The sequence below is a fragment of the Streptomyces sp. NPDC047017 genome (genome assembly GCF_040644175.1).
Classification (GTDB): Bacteria; Actinomycetota; Actinomycetes; order Streptomycetales; family Streptomycetaceae; genus Streptomyces.
On record NZ_JBEYVW010000013.1, the window covers coordinates 95,593 to 112,619 of the forward strand.

The 17,027-nt window shown below is 74.4% G+C and carries 14 protein-coding genes; 3 read left to right on the forward strand and 11 right to left on the reverse strand.

Translation table 11 applies throughout. The annotated features are described in order from the left end of the window. The 11 genes from ABZ858_RS22110 to ABZ858_RS22160 all read right to left on the reverse strand — a co-directional run. Positions 1-1,412 (reverse strand): betaine/proline/choline family ABC transporter ATP-binding protein (locus tag ABZ858_RS22110; protein WP_361381087.1); only part of this gene is annotated, 1,412 nt, incomplete at its 3' end. After that, positions 1,412-2,953: a GMC oxidoreductase gene (locus ABZ858_RS22115; protein ID WP_361381090.1), complete on the reverse strand. Its 1,542-nt coding sequence runs from the start codon at positions 2,951-2,953 to the stop codon at positions 1,412-1,414. The genes ABZ858_RS22110 and ABZ858_RS22115, both read right to left, overlap by 1 nt. 97 nt (positions 2,954-3,050) lie before the next feature. Then, positions 3,051-4,598 carry an aldehyde dehydrogenase family protein gene (locus tag ABZ858_RS22120; RefSeq protein WP_361381093.1) on the reverse strand — a complete coding sequence of 516 codons (1,548 nt, stop codon included), beginning with the start codon at positions 4,596-4,598 and terminating at the stop codon, positions 3,051-3,053. A gap of 197 nt (positions 4,599-4,795) precedes the next feature. Further along, positions 4,796-5,752 (reverse strand): hypothetical protein, encoded by a 957-nt coding sequence (locus ABZ858_RS22125; RefSeq protein WP_361381095.1) that lies wholly within the window; start codon positions 5,750-5,752, stop codon positions 4,796-4,798. Between the two features lie 93 nt (positions 5,753-5,845). After that, positions 5,846-6,202, reverse strand: coding sequence for a hypothetical protein (locus ABZ858_RS22130; protein WP_361381097.1), 357 nt, complete (start codon positions 6,200-6,202; stop codon positions 5,846-5,848). Next, a complete protein-coding gene (locus ABZ858_RS22135; RefSeq protein ID WP_361381099.1) occupies positions 6,186-8,129 on the reverse strand; it encodes a hypothetical protein in 1,944 nt (647 codons plus the stop codon). Before ABZ858_RS22135 ends, ABZ858_RS22130 begins: the two co-directional genes overlap by 17 nt. 230 nt (positions 8,130-8,359) lie before the next feature. Further along, a complete protein-coding gene (locus ABZ858_RS22140) occupies positions 8,360-9,349 on the reverse strand; it encodes a malate dehydrogenase (RefSeq protein WP_361381102.1) in 990 nt (329 codons plus the stop codon). A 393-nt stretch (positions 9,350-9,742) separates the two neighbouring features. Next, complete coding sequence (locus ABZ858_RS22145) at positions 9,743-11,074, reverse strand: DUF2690 domain-containing protein (RefSeq protein ID WP_361381105.1); 1,332 nt, start codon at positions 11,072-11,074, stop codon at positions 9,743-9,745. A 121-nt stretch (positions 11,075-11,195) separates the two neighbouring features. Beyond that, positions 11,196-11,783, reverse strand: a complete 588-nt coding sequence (locus tag ABZ858_RS22150) for a helix-turn-helix transcriptional regulator (protein WP_361381108.1) — start codon at positions 11,781-11,783, stop codon at positions 11,196-11,198. 282 nt (positions 11,784-12,065) lie between these two features. Continuing rightward, positions 12,066-12,626, reverse strand: a complete 561-nt coding sequence (locus ABZ858_RS22155) for a DUF3017 domain-containing protein (RefSeq protein WP_361381111.1) — start codon at positions 12,624-12,626, stop codon at positions 12,066-12,068. Positions 12,627-12,732: 106 nt separating this feature from the next. Continuing rightward, positions 12,733-13,587: a bifunctional methylenetetrahydrofolate dehydrogenase/methenyltetrahydrofolate cyclohydrolase gene (locus ABZ858_RS22160; protein WP_361381114.1), complete on the reverse strand. Its 855-nt coding sequence runs from the start codon at positions 13,585-13,587 to the stop codon at positions 12,733-12,735. A 274-nt stretch (positions 13,588-13,861) separates the two neighbouring features. Here ABZ858_RS22160 and ABZ858_RS22165 point away from each other — a divergent pair, with 274 nt between their 5' ends. From ABZ858_RS22165 to ABZ858_RS22175, 3 genes are all read left to right on the forward strand, one after another. Next, positions 13,862-14,422, forward strand: coding sequence for a hypothetical protein (locus ABZ858_RS22165; protein WP_361381117.1), 561 nt, complete (start codon positions 13,862-13,864; stop codon positions 14,420-14,422). Positions 14,423-14,599: 177 nt separating this feature from the next. Further along, on the forward strand, positions 14,600-15,436 hold the full coding sequence (locus ABZ858_RS22170) for an FHA domain-containing protein (RefSeq protein WP_361381120.1): 837 nt from the start codon (positions 14,600-14,602) through the stop codon (positions 15,434-15,436). After that, complete coding sequence (locus ABZ858_RS22175) at positions 15,433-17,025, forward strand: protein kinase (protein WP_361381123.1); 1,593 nt, start codon at positions 15,433-15,435, stop codon at positions 17,023-17,025. The genes ABZ858_RS22170 and ABZ858_RS22175 overlap by 4 nt, the downstream gene beginning before the upstream one ends. Positions 17,026-17,027: the final 2 nt, after the last annotated feature.

A 17,027-nucleotide genomic window follows, 5' to 3' on the forward strand; every position in this document is an offset into this window, starting at 1 on the left:
GTACCGGCGGCGTCCGCGACGACGGGCGCTGTACCGCCAGGGCCCGTGACAGCGGGGGCTGTACCGGCGGCGTCCGCGACGACGGGCGCTGTACCGCCAGGGCCCGTGACAGCGGGGGCTGTACCGGCGGCGTCCGCGACGACGGGCGCTGTACCGGCGGTGTCCGCGACGGCGGGGACTGTGCCGACGGGCGCTGTGCCGGCGGGGACTGTGTCGGCGGGGGCTGTGTCGGCGGAGGTCGCACCGCCAGGGCCCGTGCCGGCGGGTGTCGCACCGCCGGTCCCCGTGGCGCCCTCACCGCCGCTCCCCGCCCCGACGTCGTCCGTGCCGCTCACTCCCGCGACCACGCCCAGCAGCGCGTCCGAGTCGACCAGGCCGACGCAGCGGCCGTCGTCCACCACGCGGGCCGGGGCGCCCGCGCGGGCCACCGCCTCGATCGCCTCGGCGACCGTCGCCTCCGGGGCGACGGCCGGGCCGCTGCCGGCCTCCTCGGCGGTGGCCGGGCGCATGGCGCGGCGGACCGTCATGACCTGTTCGCGCGGGACGTCGCGGACGAACTCGCGGACGTAGTCGTCGGCCGGGGAGCCGACGATCTCCTCGGGGGTGCCGAGCTGCACGATCCGGCCGTCGCGCATCAGCGCGATGCGGTCGCCGAGCCGGAGGGCCTCGGTCAGGTCGTGGGTGATGAAGACCATCGTGCGGCCCTCCTCCTCGTGCAGGCGGATCACCTCCTCCTGCATGTCCCGCCGGATGAGCGGGTCCAGCGCGCTGAACGGCTCGTCGAACAGCAGCACCTCGGGGTCGGCGGCCAGCGCGCGGGCCAGGCCGACGCGCTGGCGCTGGCCGCCGGACAGCTGGCCCGGGCGGCGCTGCTCCATGCCCTCCAGGCCGACCTTGGCGACCACCTCGGCGGCCTTCTCGCGGCGCTCGGCGCGGCCCATGCCCTGGATCTCCAGGCCGTAGGCGACGTTGTCGAGGACGGTGCGGTGCGGGAGCAGCCCGAAGTGCTGGAAGACCATCGCGGCCCGGTGCCGGCGCAGGGCGCGCAGCCGGGTGCGGTCCATGGCGCGTACGTCCTCGCCGTCGATGGCGATGGTGCCCGCGGTCGGTTCGATCAGCCGGGTCAGGCACCGCACGAGGGTGGACTTGCCGGAGCCGGACAGGCCCATGACGACGAAGACCTCGCCCTTGCGCACGTCGAAGGAGACATCGCGGACGGCGGCGGTGCAGCCGGTGCGGGCGCGCAGGTCGGCGGCGCTCAGCGCGCTCAGTTCCGGGTCGGCGGGGACCCGGGCGGCCTTGGGGCCGAAGACCTTCCACAGGCCGTCGACGGAGAAGACCGGGGTGGTGTCAGGGGCGGCGTCCGGGGTCGCGGCGGTGGGCGGCTTGCGGGTGGGGACCGTGAGAGCCATCAGCTCTCACCTCCGATCAGGTCGACGGCCCGCTCCCCGACCATGAGCACTCCGATCATCGGGTTCACTGCGGGCATGGTGGGGAAGACCGAGGCGTCGGCGATCCGGATGCCGTCCAGGCCCCGGATGCGCAACTCGGGATCGACGACGGCGAGTTCGTCGTCGGCGGCACCCATCCGGCAGGTGCCGGCCGGGTGGTAGACGGTGTGGGCGACCTTGCGGGCGTACTCGCTCAGCTCCTCGTCGCCGGTGAGGTCCGGGCCGGGGCACACCTCGCGCTTGAGCCAGCCGGCCAGCGGCTCGGTGCGGGCGATCTCGCGGGCGATGCGGATGCCGTCGACGAGGGTGCGGCCGTCGTGGTCGTCCTCGTCGGTGAAGTAGCGGAAGTCCAGGGCCGGCTTGACGGACGGGTCGGCGCTGGTCAGGTACAGCCGGCCGCGGCTCTTGGGCTTGGGGATGTTCGGGGTCATCGACACGCCGTGGGCGGGGCGTTCGTAGCCGAGCCGCTCGGGGTTGTCGGTGAACGGGATCTGGTAGAAGTGGAACATCAGGTCCGGGCCCGCGTGCGCGGGGTCGCGGCGGACGAACAGGCCGGCGTCGGAGTCCATCGCGGAGTTCTCCGGTATCGGGCCGTGCGTCTCCCAGACGATCACCGACTCGGGGTGGTCGAGCAGGTTCTCGCCGACGCCGGGCAGGTCGTGCGCCACCGGGATGCCCAGCGCCTCCAGGTCGGCGCGGGGACCGATGCCGGAGTGCAGCAGCAGCCGCGGCGAGTCGACCGCGCCGGCGCACAGCAGCACCTCGCGGCGGGCCCGTACGAGGACTTCCTCGCCGTCCTTGGTGCGCACGTGCACGCCCTCGGCGCGGGTGCCGTCGAGTTCCAGCCGGTACGCCCAGGTCTCCAGCCAGAGGGTCAGGTTGGGGCGCTCGTCCATCACCGGGTGCAGATACGCCACGGAGGCCGAGGAGCGCTTGTTGTCCTCGGGGTGGTAGGCGAGGTCGAAGAAGCCGACGCCGTCGTGGAACGGCTTCTTGTTGAAGCCCTCCACCCGCGGTACGCCCACGGCCTGCTGGGCCGCGTCGACGAAGTCGCGGGCGATGGCGTTGCGGTCCTTCTCGTCCACCGGGACGATGTTGTTCTTCAGCCGGGCGTAGTACGCCTCCATCGGGACCGCGCCCCAGCCCTTGGCGCCGGCCGCCTCCCACTCGTCGAAGTCGGAGGGCAGCGGCTTGAAGGCGATCAGGGTGTTGTGGGAGGAGCAGCCGCCCAGGACGCGGGCGCGGCTGTGCCGGATGTGCGAGTTGCCGCGCGGCTGTTCGGTGGTCGGGTAGTCGTAGTCCAGCTCGCCGCCCAGCAGGCCCATCCAGCGGCGCAGGGTGAGCACGTCCTCGCGGCCGGCGTCGCTGGGGCCGCCCTCGATGACGGCGACGGTGACGTCCGGGTTCTCGGTGAGGCGGGAGGCGATGACGGAGCCGGCGGTGCCGCCGCCTATGACGACGTAGTCGTATTCGTGCGCGTACTCGTGGGTGTGATCGGCCATCGGGGTGGTACTCCAGGTGGGGACGGGGAGGACGGAAGGGAAGGGGCGGGCGGCCGGGGTGGTGTCGCGGGGTGGTCGCGGCGGGCGGGCCGGCCCGTCAGCCCGCGAACCAGCGCACCGGCCGCGGCGCGAGGTTCTGGTAGACGTGCTTGGACTCGCGGTACTCGGCCAGTCCGGCGGGGCCCAGTTCGCGGCCGGTGCCGCTCTTGCCGAAGCCGCCCCACTCCGCCTGCGGGAGGTAGGGGTGGAAGTCGTTGATCCAGACCGTGCCGTGCCGCAGCCGGCCCGCGACCCGGCGGGCGCGGCCCGCGTCGGCGGTCCAGACGGCACCGGCGAGGCCGTACTCGGTGTCGTTGGCGAGCGCGACGGCCTCGTCCTCGGTGCGGAAGGTCTCGACGGTCAGGACCGGTCCGAAGACCTCCTCGCGGACGACCTTCATCTCGCGGTGGCAGCCGTCCAGGACGGTCGGCTCGTAGAAGTAGCCGGTCGCGGGCCGCTCGGGGGAGGGTTCGGGCCGCTTGCCGCCGCAGCGCAGGGCGGCGCCCTCGGCGAGCGCGGAGGCGACGTACGCCTCGGTCTTGGCGCGCTGCTGCTCGGAGACGAGCGGGCCGCACTCGACGCCGGTCCCGGTGCCCCGGCCGAGGCGGATCTGCTGGGCGCGGCGGGCGAGTTCGGTGACGAACCGGTCCCGGACGCTCTCCTCGACGATGAGCCGGGAGCCCGCGGAGCAGACCTGGCCGCTGTGCGTGAACGCGGCGTTGAGGGCCTGGTCGACGGCGGTGTCGAAGCCCTCGTCGGTGGCGCAGGCGTCGGCGAAGACGACGTTGGGGTTCTTGCCGCCGAGTTCGAGGGCGACCTTCTTGACGCCGGGCGCGGCGGCCTGGGCGACCTTGGTGCCGCTGGCCAGTCCTCCGGTGAAGGAGACGAGGTCCACGTCGGGGTGTTCGGCCAGGCGCGCGCCGACGGTGTGGCCGGGGCCGGTGACGAGGTTGGCGACACCGGCGGGCAGGCCGGCCTCCGCCAGGAGGGCGACGAGCGCGACCGTGGTGAGCGGGGTGATCTCGCTCGGCTTGATCACGAAGGTGTTGCCGGCCGCGAGCGCCGGGGCGATCTTCCAGCTGGCCTGGAGCAGCGGGTAGTTCCACGGGGTGATGAGCGCGCAGACGCCGACCGGTTCGTGCACGACGACGCTGTGCACGTCGGGGGTGCCCGCGTCCACGACCCGGCCGGGCGCCTCGGCGGCGACCAGATCGGCGAAGTAGCGGAAGGCGTCGGCGACGCAGTCGACGTCGACGCGGCCCTCCTCCAGGGTCTTGCCCGCGTCCCGGCTCTCCAGCAGGCCGATCTCCTCGCGGTCGCGTACCAGGAGGCCGGCGACCCGGCGCAGCAGGGCGGCGCGTTCGGCCACCGGGGTGCGCGGCCAGGCGCCCGCGCCGCCGTCGAAGGCGCGCCGGGCCGCCTCCACGGCCCGGTCCGCGTCCTTCTCGTCCCCCTCGGCGACCTGGGCGAACGGCGTCGCGTCCGCCGGGTCGAGGATGTCGCGCGTGGCACCGGAGGCCGCCTCCAGCCACTCCCCTCCCGCGTGGATGGTGCCGTGCGCCGTGCGCCGGGGTGCGTGCGCCGTGCGCTGCGTGCTGTCCGCCATGATCGGTACTGCCTTCCGTTCCTGACCGGTTGCCCTGGGTGACGCGGGTGTCACCCACAGGGACCGTCAGCGCCTGCCCCTCCCCCTGGATTGCATGCGCAATCCAAGGCGAACAGTGGTCCGCGTCACAGAAATTGGGGGCATGGATGGGCAAAAGGGACAGAATTGAAGGCTCGTAGCGAGACGGGCGGGCCGGGTCAGCCCGTGGGGGCGGGGCAGTCGCCGCCCGCCGGGCAGAACCAGGCCAGTGCCGTGGTGAGGGTCTGGAGTTCGCCGTCGCCGCCGTCGGCGTCGGGGCCGTAGGAGGCGATCGCGTAGAGCTTGCCGTCGGCGGCCTCGAAGCGTTCGTCGTAGACGTGCCAGGTGCCGATGGCGGGCTCGCCCCTGAGAGAGTCGGCCGTGTACTCCATGCGGGTGCCGGCGACGCCCCCGGCGGTGACATGGTCCAGGGCCAGCTCCCGGAAGCCCGGCGGCTTGGGGACCTGATCGGAGAGATACAGCCGGAAGGACTCGTCCGGCGAGCCCTCCGCCACCTGATACACCTGGACCCGCCGGTCGCCCCCGCCGCCGCGGTAGTTGACGACGTCCATCCCGAACTGGGACGCCACCGTGGAGCGCTGCCAGCCGTCCGGCACGGCGATCCGGAAGCCCTCCGGGTCGTCCCGGAGGCGGTAGCCGGACGGCGGCCCGGCGGCGCCGGGGCTCCCGGCCGGGGTGTCCTCGGCGGTGGGCTCCCCTGCGGCGTCCACCGAGGGCGTGCCCGCGGACACCTCGGACGCCATGGACGTACGCGCGTCCGGGGCGCCCTTGTCGTCATCGCCCCCGCCCCCGAAGCCCAGCGTCACCACCAGGCTCACGACGACCCCGGCCCCCGCCGCCGCGCCCACCACCGTCCACACGGTACGGCGGCTGTAGCCGCCGTAGCCGCGCGGGGGCGGCACCGGGCGCCCCGGCGGTTCCGGCGGTCCGGGCGCGGCCGGCCACCGGCGGGTGGGCGCGTCGGGGTCGTGGACCGGGCCGGGCGGCACCGCGGGGGGCGCGGTGGGCCGGGCGGGCCGGGCGGGCGGCGGCGGGGTCGCGCGAGCGGTGTCCCGCGTGCCGTCCTCCCAGCGCTGGGTCTCGTCGTTCCAGTACCGCCCGCCCCCGTGCGCCACGGTGTTCTCCCCTCGCAGGTGCCGGGCGCAGCGGGCCCGGCGGGAATGATCGGGCCCAGGGCGGCCCACCCGTCCGGATCGGGCCGGGCGGGGTCAGCCGATCCCGAGCAGCCCGGCCACCGCCTCGGCCGACGCGAACAGCGCCAGCACGGACTGGGCGTCGGTGAGCAGTTCCCGCAGCCGCTGCCGCCTGGTCGCCCCGGCGGTGCCGGTACGGGTGATCTCGTCCTCGGTGTCGGCCAGCGTGGCGTCCAGGTCCCTGATCTGGGCGGTGCTCCTGGCCCGCCGCAGGTCGGCCCGCAACTCGCGCACCGCGGCCAGGAGTTCCTCGTCGGACGCGCCCCGCGGGGCCGCGTGCCGGTGGCTCACGGCACGCGCGTGGCTGCCGATGGCGAAGGTGCTCTGCGAGACGTCGCCGATGCTGACGCCCGGTTCATCCGCCGTGGTCATCGTCGCCGGTTCCCTTCTGCGGTCCGAGACCGCCGGTGGACGGGGAGGAGGGGGACCAGGTGCTCCCCGGGGAGGCCGCGGAGGCGGCGCCGCCCGGGGAGCGGGTGGTCCACGTGCTGATCGGTGAAGTGGTGCCGGTCGGTGAGGCAGTGCCGGCCCGCGAGGAGGTGCCGGCCGTCGGTGAAGGGGTGGTCCGGGTGGCGGCGGCCGGGGCGGGTGCGCCGCCGGTCGTCGTGCCGCTCGCGCGGGCGTGCGTGCCGATCGCGAAGGTGCTGCCCGCGACGGAGTCGATGTGCACCCCGCCGTTGCTGATGTTGACGACCTTCTGCACGAACTCGCCCGTCTGGTACCCGTGGGCGTTCAGGGCGGTGCGGACGCCGTGCGCGATACGGTCCTGGACGCTGCGCAGATACCGGTCGACGTCCATCTGCTGGAACAGCGAACCGGCACCGGCCTCGCCCAGCTCCCGCACGGACAGCTCGGGCCCGTCGGGCAGCGCGTTGCGGTAGCCGCCGGTGAGCAGCTGCCAGGCGTTGCCGGCGGCCAGGAACAGGGTCAGCAGGGAGCGGAACGCGGAGGCGGGCACCTGCCCCACGGCCCAGGTCGCCTTGCCGAAGGCGCTGTTGTTGCTGAACTGGTGGGCCAGCCGGTCGGCGTCCTTGAAGTCGGCCCGGACCGGCATCAGCACATGCGGGGCGACCTCCAGCATCAGCATCCGCCCCTGGGTGTGGATGCGCACGTAGACGGTGACGACCAGTTCCTCCTCCCAGCCGCCCACCCGCACCCGCAGGAAGTGCCGCCGCTTCTCGCCGCCCTCCTCCACCGCGCGGTCGCGGTGCGCCTCGAAGTCCGCCTGGCTGTACGGGGCGTCCTCGCGGCGGGCCAGCCCCTCGGCGGGCAGGAACACGCACTCGTCGATCTCCAGCCAGCGCAGCCGGTCGCGCACGGTGTGCCCGGTGTACTGCGGCGGCAGCCGCAGGCCCTCCAGCAGCGGCCGTACGGTGTCCAGGACCGTGCGGTTGCTCAGCGGGCGCGGTGTCCTGCCCTCCGCGGGGCGCATCTCGGTGGCGAGCACCCAGGTGTCGTAGGCGTGGCCCGCGCCGCGGAACGGGCTGGTCTCGCGGTACATGATCAGCGGGGCGTGCTGCTCCAGCCGGATGCGGTCCTTGAGCCGCTGGAAGCGCGGGCTCTCGGCGCGCTCGGCCGGGTCGGCGGCGGCGTCCGGGAAGCGGTCCGGGGCCAGTTCGCCGCCGAGCGCGCGGGCGAACTGGCTGCGCTGCACGCCCGCGCACAGGGCGACGGCCAGGAACAGGACGAGCGCGAGCCAGGCCTGCAACGCGCTGACCGTGCCGTTCCCGCCGGCCAGCCGGGCCAGGGAGGGCATCAGGGTCAGCAGGAAGCCGCGGAAGCCGCCGGCCGTGTAGACGTCCTCCTGGTCGGAGAAGGCCGCGGTCACCGTGGCGACCAGGAAGAGGGCGAACACCAGCCGTCCCAGCCAGCGCATGGCGAACGCCGCCGCCTTGCGGCTCATCGGCGCGTGCGGGTCCTCGCCGCGGGTGGCCACGCCCACCGCCAGCAGCAGTCCGGGCAGCAGGTAGACCAGCATCGCCCGGCCGGTGAGCGGCCATCCCACCGCCCACAGCCCCACGACCGCGCCCGCCCAGCTCACTTCCACGCGGCGGGCGCGCAGGGCGTGGGCCAGCACGCGGGCCGCGTCGAAGCCCAGTGAGGGGGCCACGATCCGCTGTTCGTTGAGGTCCAGTTGCTCGATGACCCGGTCCCGGTAGACGGGGTCCAGGTAGGTGCCGGCGCACAGCAGCCGGGTGGCCTCGCTGGCGTGCGGCGGCACGGGCGGGGGCGGGTCGGGCGGCGTCGGCCGGGGCTGCGGTGGCGATGGCGGTTGCGGCGGCAAGGATGCGGTGCTCACGCGACTCCCCCGAGGTGTCCGACGCACGGCGAACCTGATGAGCCATCAGCATAGGGGCGCGGAAAGCTCAGAGGGAAGTGAATTGTCAAGAGCGCAGGGCGGTGACGGGAGACACACTCCGGCCACTGTTCCGTCCGGCCAGGTCAGGGCGCCCGCAGGGGCGGACGGCGAACGCGCGCAGGCCCCGCTCCGGTCGTACCGGAACGGGGCCTGCGCGGGGGCGCGGTGGCTCAGATGAGGCCGAGGCCGCGGACCGCCTCGCGCTCCTCCGTCAGCTCCTGCACGGAGGCGTCGATACGGGCGCGGGAGAACTCGTTGATCTCCAGGCCCTGGACGATCTCGTACGTGCCGTTCTTGGTGGTGACCGGGAAGGAGGAGATCAGGCCCTCCGGGACGCCGTAGGAGCCGTCCGACGGGATGCCCATGGAGGTCCAGTCGCCCTCGGCGGTGCCGTTGACCCAGGTGTGCACGTGGTCGATGGCGGCGTTGGCGGCGGAGGCGGCGGAGGACGCGCCACGGGCCTCGATGATGGCGGCGCCGCGCTTGGCGACGGTCGGGATGAAGTCCTCGGCCAGCCACTTCTCGTCGTTCACGGTCTCGGCGGCGTTCTTGCCGGCGACCGTGGCGTGGAAGATGTCCGGGTACTGGGTGGCCGAGTGGTTGCCCCAGATGGTCAGGCGCTTGATGTCGGCGACCGTGGTGCCCGTCTTCTTCGCGAGCTGGGTCAGCGCGCGGTTGTGGTCCAGGCGGGTCATCGCGGTGAACCGCTCGGCCGGTACGTCCGGGGCGGCGGCCTGGGCGATCAGCGCGTTGGTGTTGGCCGGGTTGCCGACGACGAGGACCTTGATGTCGTCCGCGGCGTGGTCGTTGATGGCCTTGCCCTGCGGCTTGAAGATGCCGCCGTTGGCCTCCAGGAGGTCACCGCGCTCCATGCCCTTGGTGCGGGGGCGGGCGCCGACCAGGAGGGCGACGTTGGTGCCGTCGAAGGCCACGTTCGGGTCGTCGCTGATGTCGATGCCCTGGAGCAGCGGGAACGCGCAGTCGTCCAGCTCCATGGCCGTGCCCTCGGCGGCCTTGAGGGCCGGCGTGATCTCCAGGAGGCGCAGCTTGACCGGCACGTCCGCGCCGAGCAGCTGGCCGGAGGCGATGCGGAAGAGCAGGGCGTAACCGATCTGGCCGGCCGCGCCGGTGACGGTGACGTTCACGGGAGTGCGGGTCATGGCGTTCTCCGTAGACAGCTGGCGGTCGGGGCGTCCCTGCCCCGGGGGTGCGGGATCCCCGCGTCCGGCGGGTGACCGTACGCTCGCCGCAATGATCGATCACGCGTACGGATGATCGATCTCTTGGCGTCAAGAGAGATCCAGCGGTCAATCTATCGCGCATCCGGGGCCCCGGGCGGCCGGGTCCCTGTGGCCCGGCCCACAGAGTGGCCGGACGAGGGACCCTCCGTACCTGGGGCGGCGGCCGCCCGTCCGGGAGAGGAGGGACGGGTGGCCGCCGGAGGGGGGTACCGGACGGCCGGACTCCCGTGGGGGTGAGGTGCGCGTGCCCCGATCGGCACAACCCATGCGCGCCGGGCGCCACTTTCTTCCCGTGGCCCTCCGGCTCATCCCTCACCCCGTGCAGCCCCGCCGCCCCGACACCAGCGTCACGCACGCCCGTGCCTGGTCCGCGTCGCGCACGGCCAGCATCGGGGTGTACGCGATGGTGTCGCCGGCCGGGCCGACCGTGTCGCTCTCCTCGCGCGTGCCGACGGTGACCTCGATCCGGGCGCCCTGGGCCGCCCGGGTGACCCGGCCCCAGGCGGCGCCGCAGGTCCGGCTGTAGCGGACCTCGACGAGGGCGGTGCCGACCGTGACACTGCGGGCCGTGGCCACCCGCTCGCCGCTGCACCCCATGGCCTCGGCGTCCTTGCCGGTGCAGCCCGCCCCGGCGCACTTCACTCCGGGCGGCAGGGCGGCGGCGCTGCCGGTACCCGCGGTGGCCGACGGTGATCCGGCGGCGCCGTCCGCCCCCTTCCTGCCCCCGCCGCCCCCGGTGACCGCGAAGACGACCCCGATCACCACCAGCACCCCGACCAGACCCGCGAGGAACATCGTCAACTGCCGCCGGAACACGCCGTTGCCGTTGCCGTTGCCGCCGGTGACGATCGGTCCGCCTTGGGGCTGCGGTGGTTCGCCGGGGGGTGCGGGGGTGCTGGTGACCGGGGGGTACGGGGCTGGGGTGTCGGTGCCCGGGGGGTACGGGATCGGGGTGCCGGTGCCGGAAGGGTACGGGGCCGGGGTGCCGTTGCCCGGCGTGCGGGCGGCTTCGCCCGCGGGGGCGCGCTTGCCGCCCACGGGGGACGGCCCCCGGTACCCGGCCAGCCCCCAGGAGTTCTGGCGGGGGACGGCGGTCGAGCCGGAACTCCCCTCGGCCTCGGGGGCCTTGCCCTCGGGGGTCTCGTCCTCGGAGGTCTCGTCCTCGGGGGTCTCGTCCTCGGAGGCGCTGTCCTCGCTCCCGCCGCCGGACTCGGCGCCGTCCTCGCCCGAGGGCTCGGCCCGGGGCGGCACCACCGGGGAGACACCCGCCGGACCGGCGATGCCCGGCCGGGGCGCCCGCGCGTCCGGCTCGCCGAGGGCGGCGCGGGCCCGGGCGACCCGGATGGCCTCCATGGTCCGGTCGTGGCGCAGTTCGGCGCGGCTCCAGGCCCGTTCGGCCAGCTCCCACATCGTGGTGAGGTGCACCGGATTGGTGCCGGTGACCTCCGCGAGGGCGAGCACGGCGCCCTTCGGGGCGAGCAGCCGGCCGTTGAGGTAACGCTCCCAGGACGTCCGGCTGTAGCCCGTGCGGTCGGCGAGCGTGGCCACGCTCAGACCGCCCCGGTCCACGAGCCGCCGCAGCTGGCTCGCGAACTCCTTGACCTGCGGATCGAGTTCCTCGGGCAAGACCTTCCAACGAGGCATCGCCGCTTCCCCCCTCTTCCCCCCTGCCGCCGCGCGTCGGGACCCCGTTGCGCCGATTGTCCACGTTAGGCCCTGCGCGGGTCGCCGGGCGACTTCGCCCCGGCCGCTCCGGCGCGGGCCCTCACCCGAGGGCGACGACGCCCACGACCGCGGTCAGCAGCAGCGCGACGAGCAGGGTGACGGCGTAGAGCAGCAGGCGCTGCCCGCCCGGGGCGTGCGCCGGTGCCGGCGGCCGCTCCTCGGGCAGGTCCCACCAGGGGACGGTGGGCACCTCTTCGTACGCCTCGGGGATCTCGCGCGCCCCGGGGTTCCGCTGCCTCTCAGGGTGGGCGGGGTGAACGGGGTGGGCGGGGCGGACGTCACCGGGCCGCTCACCGCCTCCCCCGCCGGGCCCCTCCGCCGCACCGGCGGTCCGCTCCGGCACCGTCGCCGGTCGGGGCCACGCCTTGACGGCCATCTCCCAGCGCACGGTGTGGCGTTCGGCCTCCGCGCCGACCAGGCCCGCGACCCGGCACAGCGCCGCGACGGCCTGCCGGGGCGGGGGCTGGGTGGCGTTCAGATAGCGCTGCCAGGACGACTTGCTGTACGCGGTGCGCGCCCCCAGCGCGACCAGGCTGAGACCTGTCCCGTCCTTGAGGAGCCGCAGTTGCTCCACGAAGTGCCGCACCTCCGGCGGCAGGTCGTCCGGCAACGGCTGCCAGGCCCCCATCGTCACCTCCCGGCGTCCCTCACCTTGCCCCCGCGCAGCGAGTGACGACGGACGCGGGGTGATCGGTTCCCGCGCCGGGCGGGGACGGGGCTGTGGCGAAGCGCGGACACCGTAGCGGAACGGTCACTTCCGTGCCACAGCGCGTGGACAGGCGTTGATCAGGCCGTTCCCCGTGCATCAGGGTTGGTTCCGGCGGCGGCCCGTCCTCACTCGGGGGAGAGGATGGGCCGTCGTCACCGTAGTCCCGGCGCTGTAGGGGCGGCGTGAACCGGCCGTACGGCGTCAGCTGTTGCGGACCGTGAAGTGCAGCGCGTCGTCCAGGAACGGGATCTCCAGCCACGGCTTGGGCTGCGCCATCAGCGCCAGCAGCACGATGGCGACGCCGAGGACGCCGTACGTGATGATGTCCGTGAAGCGGGAGCGGACGGCGAGCATGCCGACGCGGGGCAGCAGCCAGCGCAGCGCGGCGCCGCCCAGCAGGGCCACGCCGATCAGCAGCAGCCCGACCCGGAACGCGTCGAAGGCGATCACCAGCAGGCCCAGGCCGGCCACGATCAGCACGCTGAGCAGCGGCCACTGCCGGGCGGGCGCGGGAGCGGCCCCGGGTGCCGCCCGGCCGCCGCCCTCCGGGCGCGCGGTGTCCCGGGTGCTGTGCCTGCTGGGCGGCAGCCCCTTGGCGCCCCCCAGGGGAAGCCGCCGTACGGCCCGCCGCAGCCGCGCGGCGACAACGGCTCCGGCGCCCGCCTCACGCGGCTCACGCGCCTCGCCCGCTGCCGCTGCCGCTGCCGCTGCCGCTGCCGCTGCCGCTGCCGTACGGTCGGCCCCGCGGCCGGTCTCCGCCACACCCGGAACCGAAGCCGTGCTGCGGGCATCGGAGTCGGTCTCGGCGCCGGCGTCCTTCCTGGCCTTGGCCTCCGCCGCCCCGGCCCCGCGCCTCGCGTCCCCCGCCTCAGTCGGCACTGCGCTCCGCCGCCTCGACCACGTTGACCAGCAGTTCGGCCCGGGTCATCGGGCCGACGCCGCCCGGGTTCGGGGAGAGCCAGCCGGCCACCTCGGCGACGTCCGGGTGGACGTCACCGACGATCTTGCCCTCCGCGTTGCGGGAGACACCGACGTCGAGGACGGCCGCGCCGGGCTTGACGTCCTCCGCGCGGATCAGGTGCGGCGAGCCGGCCGCGGCCACGATGATGTCGGCCCGCTTGAGGTGGGCGGACAGGTCGCGGGTGCCGGTGTGGCACTGGGTGACCGTGGCGTTCTCGCTGCGCCGGGTCAGCAGCAGCGGCATCGGGCGGCCGATGGTCACCCCGCGGCCGACGACCACCACCTCCGCGCCCTTGATCTCCACGCCGTGCCGGCGCAGCAGGGTCAGCACGCCGTTGGGGGTGCAGGGCAGCGGGGCCGGTTCGTTGAGGACGAGCCGGCCGAGGTTCATCGGGTGCAGGCCGTCGGCGTCCTTGTCCGGGTCCATCAGTTCGAGCACGCGGTTCTCGTCGATGCCCTTGGGCAGGGGGAGCTGGACGATGTAACCGGTGCAGGACGGGTCCTCGTTCAGCTCGCGGACGACCGCCTCGATCTCCTCCTGGGACGCGGTGGCGGGCAGCTCGCGCTGGATGGAGGCGATGCCGACCTCGGCGCAGTCGCGGTGCTTGCCCGCGACGTACTTGCGGCTGCCGGGGTCGTCACCGACCAGGATCGTGCCGAGGCCGGGCGTGACGCCCTTCTCCTTCAGCGCCGCCACGCGGACGGTCAGATCGGACTTGATCGCGGCTGCGGTGGCCTTGCCATCGAGAATCTGGGCGGTCATGCTCCCATCCTCGCGGATGACCGGCCCCCGGTTCCACTCCGGGTGCCCCGGCCGCCGCCCGCGCCGCCGCGCCCCGCGCACCTCCATGATCAGCGAGGTTGCACTTGCACAACGCTGTCGCAATCCGACTGGACAAGTATGCATTCGGTCAAGAATGCTGAGGGCACAGTGCCGCGGGCAGCTCATCGGGGGGACGGACCGCACTTCTGTTGACCATTCCTCCGTAAGGTGCCGCGCGCCGTCCCCGCACTTGATCGACGGAGGAACCACCGCCATGAGTTACGGCGACCCGAACAACCCCTACGGCGCCCAGCAGCAGCCGGGCTACGACGCCCCGCAGCAGGGCCAGGCCCCCGGTTACGGCTACCCGCAGGCCCCGCCGGTCCAGCAGCCGTACGGCGGCGGCGTACCGCAGACGATGCCGGGCAGCGTCAGCGGCGCCCGGGTGATGCTGTGGGTGATCGTCGGTCTCCAGCTGATCGGCGCGGTGCTGTTCGCCCTCGCCGTGGTCCGCCTGAACACCATGAAGAACGACGACAGGCTCAAGGACGACTCCGCCTTCCACCAGTTCGCCGACTACTCGACCGGCCTGCTGTGGGCGGTGGTGGTCTTCGCCATCGCGTGGGGCGTGTTCGCGGCCGTGCTGGCCACGAAGTTCACCTCCGGCGGCAACGGCGTCCGGGTCACCCTGATGGTCTTCGCCATCATCACGGCGGTCCTCGGCCTGTACCCGTTCGTCGTCGTCGGCCTCGTCCATCTGGTGCTCGGCGTCCTGATCGCCTGCTTCGTGGGCGGTTCCAAGGGCAAGGCGTGGTTCAACCGCCCGCGTTACTGACCGCCGGAGGACGCCGGGCCCGATCATCCGACGGGCCGACGATCCGACTGAGCGGTTCACGCCGCATTCGCGCCATTCACTCCCAGGGCCGTGTCTCTCCCCGCGCAAGGGGGGACACGGCCCTGGTGCGTCGCCCTAGTCTGGGAGCCGTAGCCGTCAGGCACGGGGAGACGCACCTTGTACAGCATCATCGTGGTACCTCCGCCGACCACGGAGGACGAACGAGCAGGCACCCAGCTCCGGCTGGCGCCCGGCGACCGCCTCGCCTTCGGGCGCTCCGCCCCGGACAACGACCTCGTGATCCCGCACGACGGGGTCTCCCGCCGGGCCGGTGTGATCACCGCGCACGGCGCGTTCTGGATACTGAGCAACCTCTCCGCCCGCCACACCTACGTGGTGGAGAACCCGGAGGGCGCGGGCGAGCACATGAAGGTCGGGCCGGGGCGGCTGGACGCGCCGGTCCCCTTCGAGTTCTCCCGGATCGTGCTGCCCGCGGCCGGGGACCTGCTGCCGGTCGAGGTGTGGGCGCCGCGCCACGACTACCTGGCCGGCGCGGGCGGCGCCGACGGGCAGACCACCGCGCCCGCCTTCTCCGTGGACCGCGCCAAGCGCTACTTCGCGGTGCTGGCCGCGCTGTGCGAGCCACGGCTGCGCGGCGACCCGCACGCCCCGCTGCCCACCGTGGACCAGGTCGTCGAGCGGCTGCGCCCCGCCTGGCCGGCCGCCTCGCGCACCTCGGTGCAGTGGAACATCGACTACCTGGCCGTGAAGCTGCGTCTCAAGCCCGGCCCGGACACCGCCGACACCGGCCCGCGCCTCAACGGCAAGAAGGAGTCGCTGGTCTCGCTCGCCCTCCGCTTCGACCTGGTACGGGAGGACGACCTGCCCGTCCTGGCCGCACAGCCGCCGCAGGCAGCGCAGGCAGCGCAGGCAGCGCAGGCAGCGCAGGCAGCGCAGGCAGCGCAGGCAGCGCAAGCCTCACAGGCAACGCGGTCGGCCCGGTCGGTCCGGTGAGCGAGGCGTACGCCGTCCCGGTGCCGCGCGGCTACCGGGTCGGCGGCTGGGAGGTGCGCAGGCCGCTGGCGACGGGCGCGTTCGGCAGCGTGTACGAGGCCCGGCGCACCGGCCCCCGGGGCGGCGCCCTGCCGGAGACGGCCGCGCTGAAGTTCCTGCCGACCGGCACCGGCACCCCGCGCCGCCTCGCCCATCTGCGTGAACTGGTCGAGCGGGAGGTGACGTTGCACCGCAGGCTGCACCGCCCCCGGCTGATCCGGATGTACGAGACGCTCACCGTGGACGACCCGGACCACCCGGCCCTGGACGGCGCCACCGTGCTCGTCCTGGAGAAGGCCGAGGGCTCACTGGCCGCGCTGCTCGCCGCCGAGGCACCGCCCGCCGCCGGTCCCGTGCTGCTGGCGCAGATCTGCGAGGGCCTGGCCCAGCTGCACCGGGCGGGCTGGGTGCACGGTGACCTGAAACCGGCCAACGTGCTGCTGATGCGGGACGGTTCGGCCCGGCTGGCCGACTTCAACATGGCCGCCGAACTGGAGGGCACCCACGCCTACTCCCCCGCTTTCTCCACGCCCGACTACACCCCGCCCGAGCTGCTGTGGTCCGAGATCGGCGAGCGCGGCCGCCAGATCCGCCCGTCCGCCGACGTCTGGGCGTTCGGCGTCCTCGCCCACCTCACCCTGACCGGCGCCTACCCGCTGCCCGGCGGCACGCCCACCGCCCGCCGGGACGCGGCCGTCGCCTACGCGCGCGGCACGGACGGCCTGTGCCTGGCCGCAGGACTGGAGCCCTGCTGGCGGGAGATCCTCCAGGACTGCCTGACCCGCACGCACACCGACCGCGTCGGCACGCAGGCGCTGCTGCGGCGGGTGGCGACGGCGGCGGGCACGGCCCGCCCGCCGCGCGCGCTACGACTGCCCCGCCGCACCGCACCGCACGCCCCCCGCGCCCGGCTGCTGGCCGGCGGCGCGATCGCCGCGACCGCGCTGGCCGCCCTCGGCTACGGCATCGGCGCCCTCGCGCACGACCCGCCGCCCCGCACCGAGGCCACGGCGTCCCTGCCGGGCGCCACCGCCGCCCTGCCCGGCTCCCTCGCCCCCGCCACCTACGGCTCCGCCGAACTCCGCACCGACCAGGGCGTCCCCCCGTCCTACCGGCCCCTCATGGTCGACGCCGCGCACGCCTGCCCGAACGCCGACGTCACACCCGCCCTCATCGCCGCCATGCTGAAGGCGGAGAGCGACTTCGACCCCAACCTGTCCGACCCCGCCCACGACGAGTACGGCATCGCCCGCTGGACCCCGCGCGTGCTGCGCTGGTGGATCCGCCCGGACGGCAGCCCGGCGGCCACCATCCCCCGCCCCCCGTTCACCGCCGCCGTCTCCATCCCGGCGATGGGCCGCTACCTGTGCTTCATCGCCCCGAACCTGAACCCGGGCCTCCCCGGCGACCGCCGCGTCCTGGTCGCCGCCGCCTACCGCACCTCGTTCCGAAAGGTGAACGGCGCGGGCGGAGTCCCCCCGAAGTACCGCGACTACTGCGCCCGCGTCGCCCACTACCTCAAGGAGTACACGCCCCCGGGCCGCTGGTGACC